Below are 15,589 nucleotides of genomic sequence, written 5' to 3' on the forward strand. Positions count from 1 at the left end.
CATGACCAAGTCAACGATCAATGAGGCTGTTCTGTCTCAGCTTCTCGACCTGGTGCGCAACGGCCAGTTGCAACGTTGTAGGGAAATGGGGTTAGAACCTGAGGTGCTGGGCCAAATCCAGCACCCGACAGTGTTGAGCCTACTTCGCAATACGCCGGTCACCTGGGTAAACGTCAGCATCAACAGTTCAATGATTCAGAAGCTGCTGTCGAATGCAGCTCGGACTGAAGAAGAAGCGCGTGTTATTGAGCGAGCAATTCGTTTGGGTGCGACTACCAAGTTACTCAAAAACTTCTTTGGGCTCTCGCCGCAGGAAATTGCGTTGCAGAGAGCAGTGATCGGCGTCAAAGCCCCACATGGCCGATGGCCGGCCGTCTCGGAGGATCAGGAACATCAGATCTGGTATCGCTGGACTAACTTGATGAAGCAAAACCAGGTTTCTCTAGAGGACAGCCTGGCCATGCTCGATATTGCAATGCTGGTAGCGGAAGAGTTAATCGCTGACGGGTTAACACTGGCCCAGATCTGGTCCTTCATTACCCACTGGATTGAAAACCGCATCTACCCCGAGAACAACCATCGAGATCGGCAAGCGAGGCGACTTGAGCAAGGCGAACATACGCAATGAAGCTTGCTCGGTTCCCCATTTCTACGCTACTCGATTCTGCCTCGGGTCACCTCGAGGCACACCTGCTGAAAAAGAAAGCTGAAGATGTCGCTCTCAACACTGCATCACCGTCTACCTACGCGGGCATTATTTTTAGTGGTAACCCGCACGAAACCGTACCGCGCAAACTCCTCCTCGATGACCGTTTAACTCCGTTGGAGCGGAATTGCTGGCAAGTGTTTCGCTTGCTCATCAATGAAGACGGCATAACTGCCTTTCCAACATATGACCAGCTTCGTCCATATCTTGGAATGACACCTGGTAAACATGCCTCACGTGAAACCGTTGCGAAGGCACTGACTGTTCTTCGGCTTACTAGGTGGTTGAGCCTTGGCCGCAAGGTACGCAACGAGATCAGCGGTCAGGTGCAGGGTAACGTTTATCTTCTGCATGACGAGCCTGTCACGCCAGCCGAAGCCTTGGAGTTCGATAAGGACTACATGACCTTGCTCATGCAGTCTAAAGAGCATCAGAACAAGGCGATCAAAGAAGTCGCTGCGATGACCTGGCGAGAGTTCACCGATGATGTTGATGTAGGCCGCCGCCTTCCCTCTCGCATCGAGACGATAACCGATCGGCTAAACGCGCAACCTTGGGCAGTAAAAAGTCAGCTTGAAGCGATTCCTGCACCTGAGTTCGGAATCCGAACTCAGGCAGATATTGCCGAGTCTGGCCTGAGTTCGGATTCCGAACTCAGTGAAAACGCAGAGAAACAGACCGCTCTCCCCCTCAGTTGGGAATCCGAACTCAGTGGAAAACAGCCGAGTTCGGACTCAGTTCGGAATCCGAACTCATATAGTACGTATACAAATACAAACAAGTCTGTATCTAAAAGCTTTGTACAAGACCAAGACTCCATCGGCGCGAATTGGCTCATCGCTCTCGAATCGCTGCCACCTGACACTCGAGGGAAAGTTCAAGTGATCATGCAGTCAGTACCTGAGCCATTGCGCGATGCAGTAATCAACCAGTGGTCCCACAGATTGGGCGGACTGAGCAAGCCCTTGGCCTACCTCAAGACCCTTGCTGACAAAGCAAAACGTGGGGACTTCAACTCTGAATGGCAACCAATCGTAGCTCCAGCAGCCCCTCCCACCACTGCCCTGCCGGCGGAGGTTACACCGAGCGTTCAACTTGCCAACAAACCTCCAACCCCTGAGGCGACTCAGGCCGCCCAACTGGCGCTAAGTGGTTTACAGCAACTGCTGAACATCCGCGGTAGTAGGCGTCGTGGGTGAGGGCATAGCTTCGATAAGCGATTCACTAATGTGATATCACTGATCAGGTCGCTCAACGGAGCCGAGAGCAATTGTTGTGGGCCACAACACTTCTCAAGGACCGGAATGGGCTGAGCGCTCCGGTGTTGCCAGTGGCAACACTCCAGGACAGCCACCGGGGGCCGTCCAAGTGTTGCGGGCCGCAACACTTCACCAAGACCGGAATCGGTGTTGCCAGTGGCAACACTCCAGGACAGCCATCGAGGGCCGTCCAAGTGTTGTGGGCCACAACACTCCACCAAGACCGGAATCTGCTGAGCGCTCCGGTGTTGCCAGTGGCAACACTCCAGACCAGCCACCGGCGCCGACCAGGTGGTGTGGCCCACACCACTCCTCCAGGACCGGAATCGGCTGAGCGCTCCGGTGTTGCCAGTGGCAACACTCCAGGACAGCCATCGAGGGCCGTCCAAGTGTTGCGGGCCGCAACACTTCACCAAGACCGGAATCGGCTGAGCGCTTCGGTGTTGCCAGTGGCAACACTCCAGGACAGCCACCGGGGGCCGTCCAAGTGTTGCGGGCCGCAACACTTCACCAAGACCGGAATCAGCTGAGCGCTTCGGTGTTGCCAGTGGCAACACTGCCAAGGACAGCCACCGGGGGCCGCCCAAGTGTTGTGGGCCACAACACTCCACCAAGACCGGAATCTGCTGAGCGCTCCGGTGTTAAGGGGCGCGACACACTCACACGCATAGCCCCAAAACTAAAACACCTCGGCTATCCATTTACTACTGCACGCGCATCCCTACAAAAGCAGCATGGGCTGGCATCCCCACCTTATTCAATGTTAAGGAATCCATGCCCATGGCTGACAACTTTCAGCTCAACATCGGCTCCCTTCGGAGCCAGGTTCAACTGACCCTTCACACGCACCACGCTGCAAGGATCTGGCTGGGACGCCAGCAAAGCGAATCCAAGAACAGCATCCTTGGGCTCGCCGGCTTCTGCTCCAGAGTCAATCAGATGGACCGCGGTGCCAGTCAGGACGACCCATTTTCGGACTGGTGGATCATCCGGATTGAAGACAAGATCGCCGAGTCTGATGCAGCCCTGACAGAGATCGATAAGCGCCTCGATGATGTCATGGCCCAGCTACCGGCCATGATCGACATCGGCACCAACCTGTCGACTCATCCCATGAAACTGCCCCTCTTCATCTCCAACCCCCTGGGCTTCAAGTCGGTCTACCTGCTGACCAAATACGACGAGATCGTGCGCCGCATTCTGCTGGCCAAGCATGTCGGCCTTATTGGTAGACGGGATGGGGAAGTCTGGATCGATGACGGGGCTCATATCCTGCGCAGCCTGTTTGGACTGGCCCAGCAATATCGTTTCTCAGGTGCAAGCCGCGATGACTTCGCAGCCAATAACGCCCGGGCAGAGCAGGCCCGGCAGATGTACCAACGGGCCGGCGAGATCCCTCAAGACATCCTTGAAGGGACTCGCCGCTCGTCCTTCGCGCCCGAGATCCGACGTGGCCAACCGACCTTGTCCGAACGACTCGAAGCTGAGCCTTTTGATGAAGGTGAGGAATGACCCAAAGCATCGGTGGCCGCGCCTTGGGAAACCTGCAACAGGGTGCCTTCAAACCTCTGCAACAGGGTGCCTATCAGGGGCTGCAACAAGGTGCCTCACTAAAAGGCCTTTTAAAGCCCTTTAAAGGTAAGGGGGAGCTGGACCAGTTAGCCGAGCAATGCACAGCATTGGAGGCAGGTTTGCGCGCTCTAGTTCATGAGGTGCTGGCCCAGGTCCGCGAACATCCATTCGACCTTCTACCCGTTCGACTCATCGAGCAGAACACATCGGCTGGCACAACTTTCCTGCGCTGGCAAAGCGTTCAAGACCGGCGCATGGGGTTCGGTGTATGGGCGGCAATGGTTCAACACCCCAAGACACCAGCCAACTTGCTGCAGGACCTGCTTGCCCTGGAGCAACACCGAATCACATTGAATATGCAAATCAGCCTTGTCCACTTCATCGGCAAGCAGGCCGCCGAGTGCGCAACAAAGATGGGCCAGGCCGAGGCCGAATATCAGGCTCGACTGCAGCAGCTCACCAACCAAACCCAACACAACTGATCGGAGATTCAACCATGGGTACTCCCGTAGTCTGGGAAGGCAACATCGGCAATCCGCCGGAACACAAATCCTTCCCCAACGGCAACAACGAGCCGCGGCAACTGCTGCGGTTGAATGTGATGTTCGACAACTCGATTCCCGACGGATCCGGTGGCTTCAAGGACCGTGGTGGCTTTTGGGCGAACGTTGAATGGTGGCATCCCGATGCTGAGCGGTTTGCTCAATTGTTCAGCAAAGGCATGCGAGTCGTCGTCACTGGCCGAGCCATCATGGATACCTGGAAGGACAAAGAAACTGGGGACGATGTTTGGGCGCTTAAGGTCGAAGCGAACCGTGTGGCCATCCTGCCTCACCGGGTTAACCAGGTGACCATGACGCAATCGAACAATACCGGCCAACGGCAAAACGCCCAGCAAAACAGCAGGCCGGAACGCCAGCAGAACCCAGCCCAACAACAAGTACAACACACTGACGACCTGAGCCAATACGGCAATGGGTTTGATGACGATATTCCTGTGTGACCCCCTCGTTAATTTTGGCGCGCCATTCGTGCAGCCTCTGGTGACAAGGACGTCAATCCGTGATTATCCTTCACCGATAAACCTGCCTGTTTCACACTTGCGCCTCCAATAGGGACATTGGGGGCGTTCTTCGTGCAGCCGATGTGGCGGGAGCTTTTCACCGTTATCTCTCGACAGAACATTGGTCCCATGTCTCATAAACGAAACCCCAGCGAACCAGACCTACTGGAGCTCTATCGCAAGCTGTCAAAGGACCAGCAGGCCTTGTTGACGGACATCCTTGAGGATCGTATTGACGGGAAACTCACAGCCCTAGAGTTCGTAGACAAGCTGCGTCAGATCCCTGTGCAGGACAGCTCGGATTGAGTGTTGCGGGCCGCAACACTCCACCAAGACAGGAACTCCTGAGCGCTCCGGTGCTGGCACTGCCCCCTTGGAAAAATCCGCCGCGCACTTCGTGAAGCCACTTCGACAAGAACGGATGAGGCGTAATCAAATGCTTAACTGCATAGACTTGCCCCCCCAATGTGCATTCGGCTTCAGCAGTCGTTCGTGTGCATCGAATTTGACCTACACAATGGGTGTGCACTGACTAACAGAAATCGGCCACTAACAGCCGCTCATGACAGGCCGGTTTCGCCCAGTAGCAGCCTGTGACCGGAGGTCTCTATCGGCCGAAAGTAGCGGGCACTGTACGCTGACAAACTAAACTTATGGGCCTAGCAGGCACGGTCAGGTAGGGTTCAGGTTGATGTTGCGCTGAGCGAACCCTGAGCCTTTATGAACAGCGCGAACAGTTCAGGCTGCGACTTGATGTTGAGTTTGGCGTAGAGATGCCGTCGGTGAACCTTCACCGTCTCGGTAGAGATATCCAGCTTGCGCGCGACTTCCTTGTTTGAGCAGCCGGCCAGCATCAAGCGAACCACATCCACTTCGCGCAACGTCAGCGCTGCGCCTAAGCGCTGCATGAACATCTCCATTCCAGCCTCCTGCGCCATCTGCTCGGCTACGGGCTCGGCAGGCTCTGGTTCGAAGGCCATGCGCTGGCGCATCAAGGCGATTAGCCAAGGGCGGATCAATTCCAACAGGGCGATCTGCTCGGGGGTGAAGCGGAGCTTGCTGCCCAGAGACAGGCACAGGGTGCTGTCCGCATTCAACTGAACATTGAATTGCACCTCGTCGGCGACCACGTTGTGGGTGAAGTACAGACGGTAGTAGTCGGTTTGCTCGAAACACTCGGGAGCTACTTCGGCCAGACGTACCAGGCCGCTGCCGGGGTGCTCGCGACAGGCGATGTAGAATGGGTCGAGCAGATACAGGCCCTTGAGGTAGTCGCAGTACAGCGGATCGCTGCTCTCCCCCTTATATGGGCTCTCGGCAAATACCCGGGGGCGACCCTGGCTGAACAGCAGGACGACCCAGCTGTCGGCGGGTACGTAGTCCTGCAGCAGGCGACTCAATGCCAGCCAGAAGCCTGGGTGATCAAGGCGCTCGATCAGCTGACCGACAGCGCGGTGCCACGCCAGATCCTGCAGGGTCAGCCCCATGTCTAATACTCCCTGGGTTAGCTAATCCGGGTTATATGAAATTCAAAATGAAAACACATACTTACATCTCCCCTCCGGAAAGTCTTGGTGTTTCCGGAGCCCACGCCTAATCGCATAACAACAAGGTTTGCTCATGAAACTCGAGCTCGTACAAATGGCCGGCCGCGATGGTGATACTGCCTACAACCTGCAGCGTACGCTGGAAGCCATTGCCTCCTGCCAGGACGACACCGACATTCTGATTTTTCCTGAGTCGCTGATCACCGGTTTCCCCAGTCCGCACAACATCGCCAGCCTGGCCGAGCCACTGCATGGTCCGAGCCTGAGCACGCTTCAGCAGATGGTACGCGAGCGCGATATCGCCGTGGTGGTCGGCTTGACCGAGAACGACCAAGGCCATTACTACAACACTAGCGTACTCATCACCCCGGACGGCATCGCCCTGAGCTACCGCAAGACCCACCTGTGGGTCGGTGAAGGCGAACTGGTGAAGGCCGGCGATCGCTACACCACGGTGGAGTGGCGCGGCGTGCGTATCGGCCTACTGATCTGCTACGACTGCGAGTTCCCAGAGAGCGCTCGCGCCCTCGCCGAACTGGGCGCCGAGCTACTTCTGATCACGGACGGCAACATGCAGCCCTATGGCTACGTACACCGCACTGCGGTGGCCGCGCGCGCACAGGAAAACCAGGTATTCGCCGCCATGGTGAACCGGGTAGGCCCAGGTATCGACGAGCTGACCTTTGCTGGCGGTAGCACCGTGGTAGATCCCTTTGGCCACCTGCTGTTCGAGGCGGGCCAGGAAGAGTGTAGGCATAGCCTGCGTCTGGACATGACGCGCATCGCCAGCGCTCGCCAGCTTTACGACTACCAGGTCGACCGACGCTTCACCCTACCCGGCGAACACTGTCGCCATGCCGACGGCCGTCGCGAGCTGCTGATTCCCTCACGCGCCTGATCCTCAGGTCCTCGAATAAGAACACGTCAAGGAATCACCATGCATTGCAAACCTTTGCTCACCCTCAGCCTGGTCGGTTTGCTCTCCGGCCTGGGTCACGCGCAAGCAGATACGCCCAGCGTGCATCTGTATAACTGGTCCGACTTCATTGCCCCGGAAACGCCTAGAGAGTTCAAGCAGGAAACCGGCATCGCCCCCATCCTCGATGTGTTCGATGACGCCGAAGTGATGGAAAGCAAGCTCATGGCCGGGCGCAGCGGCTATGACGTGGTGGTGGTGTCGGACGATCTGCTGCCCAACTTTGCTAAAGCCGGGCTGCTGCAGGAGCTGGATCGCTCGCAGCTCGCCAACTGGTCCCACCTGGCCCCGAACATGATGCGCAAACTAGAGGTCAACGATCCCGGTAACCGCTACGCGATTCCCTACATGTGGGGCACCACAGGCATCGGCTACAACATCGACAAGGTCCGCGAACTGCTCGGCAACAACGCGCCGGTCGACTCCTGGGATCTGATCTTTAAGAAGGACAACATCGCCAAGCTCAGCCAGTGCGGCGTTGCCATGCTCGATGCGCCGGTCGAGATCATCCCCATCGCCCTGCATTACCTGGGGCTGCCCAGCAACAGCAAGAACCCAGACGACTACCAGCGGGCTGAGGCGCTGCTGCACGAGATCCGTCCCTACATTCGCTATTTCAACTCTGCGAAGTTCGGCACCGACCTTGCCAATGGTGATATCTGCGTCGTGGTGGGCTGGGGTGGATCGGTCTACAGCGCCAAGCTCAACGCCGAGAACGCCCACAACGGCGTCAACCTGGCCTACAGCATCCCGCGCGAGGGCGCGCCCCTGTGGATCAACACCCTGGTGGTCCTCAAGGACGCCCCCAATCCGCAGCCTGCCTACAAATTTCTCGACTACATGCTGCGCCCTGAGATCATCGCCAAGAACTCCAACTACGTCGGCTACCCAAACGGAAATCAGGCTGCCACTGCGCTAGTTGATGAGCATTTGCGCAACGACCCAATGTTGTATCCACCGCAGTCAGTCATGGACAACCTGTTTCCCCTGGAAACTCTGCCATTGAAGCTGGAGCGTGTACGAACCCGCACTTGGAGCAGGATCAAGAACGACACTTGATGGGACAAAACAACATCTTGAGGTCTGAGTGAGCTTGCTCATCTGCTCGGTAGGTCTGATGAAAGCCTCGGCAATGCTGAGGCTTTTGTACTAGCCTTCGTAGTTCACCATCTGCGCCTGAATCTATTAGAAGCAAGCAGCAGGTGGTCGATAACCCTCGCCTTCGTTTGTCTGCTTGTGGCCGATAACTGTCCTTCGTGAAGGGCAACTATGGGGCGCCTACTGCCCTTCGCGAAGGACAGCTATGTGTCGAGTACGGCAACACCCGACTCAATGCGGACCGTCAGCGGTCACAGGAACAGCCGCACCTACCCGTATTAACGGTGCCGTTGCGCTCGACTTCTGCTAGGGGACACTCAGTGGGCTGAATAAATTAGATGCAAACGGATGGTCAGGTGGAATGCAATTACCCAACCCAAAGGGACGCTGCGAGCAGCGCTGCCCAAGAGCGCGGTTAAATCCCCTCCTATTCAAGGACTCTTTCTCGCTAGCAACTTCGGCCTTCTACGTCTAGCTTGTGTGCATGTGGAGCGCTTGAATCAAAAAATCGCGCCACATCGCGAACCTACTGCTGGCAAGATCATTCTATTCGTAGATCGCCAGTCACGACCGAGAGGAAGCTGTGATGACTGACCAGCCTGCCCGAGTCAAAATTGACAGGCGTAAGTTCAACAATCCCCACCCCACTGTCGAAGCCGCTGGAGCAGCAGCCGCGCAGAAAGGGTTCCCTGTACATGCCTGCCCCTACAAGCACCCCGCCATGCTCAGCTCCTGGTTGAAAGGGTATAAGCGCGCCCAGCAGCTGACATTTGCGTTTAGCTGATCCACAAATTAAGCCCTCCTCAAGAACCCTTTTCACGTTGTGGGCCGTTTACCCGCAGGCAACAGTGCGTCCTGAATACGACTACGTGGACGTACATGAAGCTCATGATCATCGAAGCGCCGGGCAAGCTGAAAAAGCTGGCCCCGATGCTCAAAAAACTACGGCCGGGCGAGCATTGGGAGGTGGTCGCCAGTGGCGGCCACATACGGGATCTTCCCGAGAAGGGACACGACGACACGATGATTACTGCCGGGGTGCTCAGGGACCTGCGCCCCGTGTACACGATCAGGGACAAGAGTTCCGGCAGGATCAAGACGATGCGCGCAGCTCTTGCCCGGGCAACAGAAATCTACATCGCAACTGACCCCGATCGGGAAGGTGAAAGTATCGCTTGGCACATCCAGCAGACACTGCGGATCCGCGACTACAAGCGCATTGCCTTCAACGAGGTCACCCAATCGCGGGTGAAGGAGGCGCTGGCCAATCCGCGCAAGATTGACGCCCAGCTGGTGGCTTCCCAGGAGTGCCGGCGAGTCCTCGATAGGCTCGTTGGCTATCTGGTGACTGGTGAGCTACGGAGGGTGCTTGGACTGCCCACAACAGCAGGCAGGGTGCAGTCGGTTGCCGTTTACCTAGTGGTGTTGAGAGAGCGCGAGATCCGCAACTTCAAGGTCGTTCATCACTTTGGCGTTCGCCTGCAGTTCCAGAACCAAATGACTAGTAGCTCCTGGATGGCTGACTGGGTGACCGTTCCAGACTTCGCCTCCAAGGAACACCCGTATGTGCAGGATGGCACCCTGGCTGCACAGGTCGCCGGGGTCAGGAACGTCATTGTGGAGTCCTGCGAAGATTCCAAGGAACGCCGAGCCCCCTACCCTCCCTACATATCCTCAACCCTTCAACAAGCGGCGAGCGTTGCGTTGAAGTGGGACCCTGACAAGACCATGCAGATCGCTCAGAGGCTGTATGAACAGGGCGTGATCACCTACCACAGAACAGATAACCCGAATGTCGGTGATGATGTCATGGGTGACATCCGCGCTGTTGCACAAGCTCTTGGTATACCAGCGGTTGAGAAGCGAAGGGAGTTCAGGGCAGCGGAGGGAGCCCAACTGGGTCACCCCGCGATCGCCCCAACGACCTGGGCGGACGAGGTTGCAGGGGAAGATGATGAGCAGCGTCAGCTGTACAAGCTCATCCGGATCCGGGCTCTGGCAAGTCAGCTCGCTGATGCCATCTATGACGCCAGGATTGTGAAGCTCTTGGCGATAGGCCCAGGTCAACGCCCTCTGCGTTTCAGTGGATCTTGTAGGACTGTTGCTTACCGCGGATGGATGCAGCTTCTGGCGGGAGACGACACGGATGAAGAAGGCGCTGAAGCAGCCAACAACGAGATCCCAAAGCTGGAGCCAAAGCAGATCTTGCCTGTGCTGAATGGCGAAGTGCTGAACCTGAAAACCAAGGCACCGCCGCGCTACACGAAAGCCAGCCTGGTCAAGGAGCTTGAGCGTCAGGGCATTGGGCGGCCGGGAACTTTCGCCTCGATCATCAAGAACATCACCAGCAGATCCCAAGTGATTGAGGAGAAGCGAAAGCTTGTACCAGGTCCGCTCGGCGAGCAGACCATTGCCCAACTCGAAGGCCGGTTTAGCTTCGTGCAGACCCAGTTCACCAGCAGCATGGAACGGGCTTTGGACAAGATTGCTGACGGCCAGAGTACCTACAACGCGGTGGTTTCCAAGTTTTACGAACACCTGCAGAGGGAACTGTCATCGCTCAAAGACGCTCCTTCACTCCGTATGCAATCAGCACGCTCGAGCGCCTCAACAACGACAGAGCCGGAACATCAGTACCTGTGCGGCAAATGCGGCAAGCACCTGGTCAGGCGACAGAAACGAGGTGAAGGCGGGTATGACTTCTGGGCGTGTTCCGGGTACCGGGATACGGGATGCAAGGTCAGCTACCCATCGATCAAAGGAAAGCCCGACCTGACTAAGGCCAGAGGGCTCTAGCCAGGAATGCCCAGGCCTTCCGTTATCCATTTCCGCTGTTTGGGTCCAATACGGACTGCGAACCTGCTCGCTCCTCGAGGAGCGAGCCCATGGAAGCACCGCAAGACACCACCCACCCTTTCGAAGCCGACCCAACCTTAAAGTGCTACTCGGCCAAGCAGGTCGCGGTAGCCAGTACCTGGGCCGAGCACTTTTGCATCCCGGCAGCACGACGCCGCCAGTTTTTGCGCGACTACCTGCGCTCTACAAGTTCAACTCGCTGCTGGACGACATCGGTTGTGCACCAGGGGCAAACGCTGGTGATCTGTCGACTCGGTAGCATGCTGCAATGGTTCGACGGTAGGTCCATAAAGGCAGCAATCATTACCAAGCAGAGTCGGATCCCGCTGAGTACGCCCTCGAGCCGAGCAGCCCTGGGCTTGGCAGGGCGGCTTGAAAATTTGAGGAGGATAAGCGCTGGTGCTGTTTTGACCTCGTTCTGCAGGAGCGCTCGACATTTGGGGCAGCAGCTTGTCCAGGAGGACCTTGGTGAAACTTTTGCAGGCGTTACGCTGCAGAGCGATGAAGTGAGGGGGCCGCACAGACGTTACACCCGGCCGCGCACGAACTTCTATATGAAGCAGATTGGAGGCTCTATCAAAGCCTTCTGCTCACATCTTGACCCTGCGATTTTGTTTGCGCTTCGATCTGCTCGATGCCCTGATCCCAGGGTCTATAACTGGCTGGCCGCTGGCGATCAGACCAGACGTCTCCAAGCGCTCAAAGCTCAACCAGTCTTGATTCCACTGATAGTCATCCTGAGCTACTCCAGCGACGATTTACCCCTGTGGCCAACTCAAGTAGAACTCAAGTACGAAGCCCCACCTTGGCCCACAGTACAAGAGTTGACCCCTGCTCACGGCACAATCACTCCAGGTGCAGAAGCCAACCTCATCGGCGCAGCCGCAGACCAGGGGATCTCAATTTCTGATGTTCTGTCCTGGCTATTCAAGGCCCCCAAATCATCAATCCGCTTTCTCGGCACCTGTCGCCCTGGACACATAGGCGGTGCTCTTTCGCAGTTGCAGCGTGAGGGCCGCAATGCTGGATGGCATCACCTATTACTCGGCGCGACTGCCGGTAATAGACGGCCCCGGAACCGTTCAGACTGGAAAGTGTTCCTGGATCTTATCCAACAACTGCCTTATGAAATCCTCTTTCATGTAAGTCAGCAGAAGTTAAATCTAAATCTACTGTTCAAAGGATGCCCGACTTCCTGGAATGACTCCACTTGGCCCTATGTAATTGCAGGTATCAAGGACTACACCGAGATTTATAGAAATCTCGAACACAAGAAACTGGATGCGAGAAAAAAAGTCAGCGACTTCTTCCTTAGAAGCAATTATGCAGAGATTGCAAATAAGGTTGAATTGTTTCACCAAGACTTACCCAGAATCCGCGCCCAGATTGATAACGCACTGGGAGCCCTGGAAGAAGCCGATGAACTTTTTGAATGGCCACCATTATTGTTGAGCGGTCCTATCACCTGCCCCAACGGAATTGAAATCGTTGAACTTCTCTGTCCAAATGATTTATTTGAAGAAGAACTCAGGATGCGTCATTGCGTGGGAAGTTACGACTACTCCACATACAGGGGAGACTGCCGAATAATTTCTCTACGCCACAACAGCAACTCCCTTGCTACAGCAGAACTACGCATTGATAAAAAGACTACATCCTCATCGAAAAACCCCAGGGTTCTCTGCGCACAATTACGAGCCCACCGTAATGCACCAGTCTCAACTGGTACTCCCGCGAAAACAGCTTTTGACTGGTTTCTCACTCAACTGAACTCAGGAGCAATCACTTCCAATCTGAGCTGGCCGAACCTGACCCGAGGAATGGCTCGATATACACGCTCATCGAGACAAGAGTTGCTGGAGGAAGAGGTCGCAAATTGGGTTGACCGTCACTTGGTGGGCCGCGCATGAGCCGCCCTCGCATGATGAACAGACAGCCCGTACTCATTGAGAAAGCCGTGTTTGACGGCTATGACTTCGGGATCCAGATGCCTTTCATCGAAGGGGCAAACAAGGTGCTACTCCGTCGTGGTGGATTCTTCATCCGCCGTGGCGAACATCCGCTCAACCGACATTGGAGGATCCCCAAGAACAAACTCAACAGCGAGCTCGACCTGGTGTTCCACGAACTCATCGAGCTGGGCCAAGACCGGTTCACAGAGTCCTGGCAGAGCTTTCAAGAGAAACTGGAACAGGCTCAAGCATCTCCTCAGCGCGATGCGTTCATCTGGGGCATGCAACTGCGAATTGCGCCGCTGGCTGGAAGGGGAGTCCTGCTGTCAGGTGACTACCATCCCGGCGTCGTGGCCGTGGCCAGGCGAATGCGCGGGGTGTTTCTCGGAAAATCCACGTCCTGGCGCATCGATGCTTCCGCTGAGCTGGTTCGAAGCAACCTCATCTTGGAGCTAGGGCTCGCGGAAGAACAAATCGAGCTCCTGGATATTGTTCAGGAGCTTCTGGACGATGGTTCCGTAGCACCGGCAGAGGGTATGCCTAGGATCAGCCTAGGAGGCCCTCCACAAGAGGCTACGGAGGCTACCACCACCGAAGAGGTCTCAAATGAGATCTACCTGGCAGCCGTGTCGCCTATCGAGCGCACCGAATACTCTGCGCAGGCGATTTCCAAGGCCCTGGAGGGGTATTCCTTACTCGACCATCAACCTGCCGGCATTGCTCATCTGCTACAGCGCACAAGCGCGCTCCTGGCGGACGACATGGGATTGGGTAAAACGCGCCAAGCGGTGATTGCTGCCCACATCAGGGCCGAAGGCCTACCCATCTTAGTCGTCACCCTTTCGTCATTGCTCATCAACTGGGAGCGCGAAATCCACGCCGTATACCCCGCTGCTACGGTCGCGCAGCAGAAGTTCGCCCCTGAGGCGCAGTGGATGATCATCAACTACGAGCGCCTGGGAGACTACGTGACCGTCGCTGAGCGCTATGCCGTGATGGTGATCGATGAGGCCCACCGCCTGAAAGAACCGAGCGCGTTATGGACACGTCACGGTTTCGACATTGCAGCAAAGATCCCCAACCGCTACTTGTTGACCGGCACTCCTATCCTTAACAGAGAAACCGAACTGCACACCTTGTTGCGGCTTTCTGGGCACCCGATCGGCCAGTTACCACTCAAGGATTTCTGTGAGCAATTCTCCGGCAGCCCAGAATTTCGCCAGAATTTGCGAGCCCAACTCGGGGACTGGATGCTTCGCCGGCGCAAGGATGTTTTACCTGGTCTGAAAGGTAAGCAACGACAACTCCTGGCGATTGCAATGAGCGATGAGGAGCGACGCCAATATGATGTCATTCGCCTTGAAGACAAACCGATTTTCGCTCGGCTTGGAGCGCTGCGCTTCTATCTCGAGCAGTTGAAGATCCGCATCGCGATGGATCTGCTCAGCGAGCTAGACCCAGACGACAAGGTCATCCTGTTCTGCGAATTCAAGCCAACCGTAGCCACGTTGAAAGCACTCTGCGAAGAAGCAGGGATCGGCCACATCACCCTGGTGGGTAGCGACTCACCCGCGAAACGTCAGAAGGCGATCGACCGGTTCCAACAGGATCCAGAGTGCCGTGTGTTCATCTGCACCACATCGGCCGCCGGCACTGGAAACAACCTCACCGCAGCAAACTATGTGTTCTTCCTGGGACTGCCATGGACTCCTGGTCAACAAGATCAGGCCGAAGACCGGGCCTATCGCAATGGTCAGCTGCGCATGGTCATTGTCAAAATACCGCTGATAGAGGCCAGCATTGACCAACAGTTGTGGGAACTGCTGTTAGCCAAACGCCAGGTCAGCCTTGAGCTGATCGAGCCCGAGGGCCAGCAGGAGGCAATGGCTAAAACAGTGCTCGCGGCGACTATTACAGCGTAGGGCTCCTGCTGGTACAGCTGCGTGAGGATCCAATAGATATTTTCTTTGGGCCATTATTACGTTAAGAAAGCGCTAAATTGTCAGCGATCATCAAATCAAAATAAGCGTCTTGCAAACTATGGCCATGAACTTTAGCAAGGCACTCTCATCCTTTGGTAACGCATTGCGACTAATATTTCTTCCTCACTAGCGTTGTATTTAGAGAGGCAACGTCGTTGTCCCCCACTGCTTAATGATTATTTGCTTAGGATGGCCATGAGCCATCTTTGCCTGGCGGGTATTTTCACCTAGGCCTAAATAGATACCCGATTTGATTTAACCACTAAATTTCGGAAGCTTGCGACCAGTGATTTAGGTGATATGCGAGCAAGCGGAAATTGTAGCAAGCGATGTAACACCATGATTTCTCATGATTTCTATATGGGCAAAGTGTGGATAGTGAAACACTTTCATAAGGCCCGTAGAGGCTTAACGATATCATTACGCTACCACTATCACGCTTCAGCAGATATAACAAATTAGTATAGCGAAAAAATTTTATTCTCTTGCCCTGCTGAAATCATGGTCTACGCTCGTTAGCGTCGTTTGGAAGCGACAATTGTTAATTCAACTGAGGAAAAGAAAATGAAAGAAGTGAA

At 55.8% G+C, this 15,589-nt stretch carries 12 protein-coding genes; 11 read left to right on the forward strand and 1 reads right to left on the reverse strand.

The window, feature by feature from the left end:
• Window position 1 precedes the first annotated feature (1 nt).
• The 5 genes from CAG11_RS19000 (at window position 2) to CAG11_RS19020 (ending at window position 4,540) form a co-directional block, all read left to right on the forward strand.
• On the forward strand, window positions 2-628 hold the full coding sequence (locus CAG11_RS19000) for a DUF2857 domain-containing protein (RefSeq protein WP_085597417.1): 627 nt from the start codon (window positions 2-4) through the stop codon (window positions 626-628).
• The gene (locus CAG11_RS19005) at window positions 625-1,905 is read left to right on the forward strand and encodes an STY4528 family pathogenicity island replication protein (RefSeq protein ID WP_085597418.1); all 1,281 of its coding nucleotides are present in this window, start codon (window positions 625-627) and stop codon (window positions 1,903-1,905) included. Before CAG11_RS19000 ends, CAG11_RS19005 begins: the two co-directional genes overlap by 4 nt.
• Window positions 1,906-2,745: 840 nt before the next feature.
• A complete protein-coding gene (locus CAG11_RS19010; protein WP_085597419.1) occupies window positions 2,746-3,477 on the forward strand; it encodes a PFL_4669 family integrating conjugative element protein in 732 nt (243 codons plus the stop codon).
• The gene (locus CAG11_RS19015) at window positions 3,474-4,019 is read left to right on the forward strand and encodes a DUF3158 family protein (protein ID WP_085597420.1); all 546 of its coding nucleotides are present in this window, start codon (window positions 3,474-3,476) and stop codon (window positions 4,017-4,019) included. Before CAG11_RS19010 ends, CAG11_RS19015 begins: the two co-directional genes overlap by 4 nt.
• Before the next feature lie 14 nt (window positions 4,020-4,033).
• Window positions 4,034-4,540: a single-stranded DNA-binding protein gene (locus CAG11_RS19020; protein ID WP_085597421.1), complete on the forward strand. Its 507-nt coding sequence runs from the start codon at window positions 4,034-4,036 to the stop codon at window positions 4,538-4,540.
• 743 nt (window positions 4,541-5,283) lie between these two features.
• Here CAG11_RS19020 and CAG11_RS19030 read toward each other — a convergent pair.
• Window positions 5,284-6,087 (reverse strand): LuxR C-terminal-related transcriptional regulator, encoded by an 804-nt coding sequence (locus tag CAG11_RS19030; protein ID WP_085597423.1) that lies wholly within the window; start codon window positions 6,085-6,087, stop codon window positions 5,284-5,286.
• Window positions 6,088-6,220: 133 nt separating this feature from the next.
• Here CAG11_RS19030 and CAG11_RS19035 point away from each other — a divergent pair, with 133 nt between their 5' ends.
• The 6 genes from CAG11_RS19035 (at window position 6,221) to CAG11_RS19055 (ending at window position 14,951) form a co-directional block, all read left to right on the forward strand.
• Window positions 6,221-7,045: a carbon-nitrogen hydrolase family protein gene (locus CAG11_RS19035; RefSeq protein WP_085597424.1), complete on the forward strand. Its 825-nt coding sequence runs from the start codon at window positions 6,221-6,223 to the stop codon at window positions 7,043-7,045.
• A 39-nt stretch (window positions 7,046-7,084) separates the two neighbouring features.
• Complete coding sequence (locus CAG11_RS19040) at window positions 7,085-8,182, forward strand: polyamine ABC transporter substrate-binding protein (protein ID WP_085597425.1); 1,098 nt, start codon at window positions 7,085-7,087, stop codon at window positions 8,180-8,182.
• A gap of 625 nt (window positions 8,183-8,807) precedes the next feature.
• Window positions 8,808-9,005, forward strand: coding sequence for a CrpP family ICE-associated protein (locus CAG11_RS19045; protein ID WP_041774418.1), 198 nt, complete (start codon window positions 8,808-8,810; stop codon window positions 9,003-9,005).
• Window positions 9,006-9,100: 95 nt separating this feature from the next.
• Window positions 9,101-11,017: a DNA topoisomerase gene (locus tag CAG11_RS19050; RefSeq protein WP_085597426.1), complete on the forward strand. Its 1,917-nt coding sequence runs from the start codon at window positions 9,101-9,103 to the stop codon at window positions 11,015-11,017.
• Window positions 11,018-11,106: 89 nt separating this feature from the next.
• The gene (locus CAG11_RS33230; RefSeq protein ID WP_143494630.1) at window positions 11,107-12,987 is read left to right on the forward strand and encodes a PcfJ domain-containing protein; all 1,881 of its coding nucleotides are present in this window, start codon (window positions 11,107-11,109) and stop codon (window positions 12,985-12,987) included.
• The gene (locus CAG11_RS19055; RefSeq protein ID WP_085597427.1) at window positions 12,984-14,951 is read left to right on the forward strand and encodes a DEAD/DEAH box helicase; all 1,968 of its coding nucleotides are present in this window, start codon (window positions 12,984-12,986) and stop codon (window positions 14,949-14,951) included. Before CAG11_RS33230 ends, CAG11_RS19055 begins: the two co-directional genes overlap by 4 nt.
• Window positions 14,952-15,589 lie beyond the last annotated feature (638 nt).

Origin of the sequence: Pseudomonas sp. B6(2017) (assembly GCF_002112765.1) — a bacterium.
In the GTDB taxonomy this organism is placed as follows: domain Bacteria; phylum Pseudomonadota; class Gammaproteobacteria; order Pseudomonadales; family Pseudomonadaceae; genus Aquipseudomonas; species Aquipseudomonas piscis.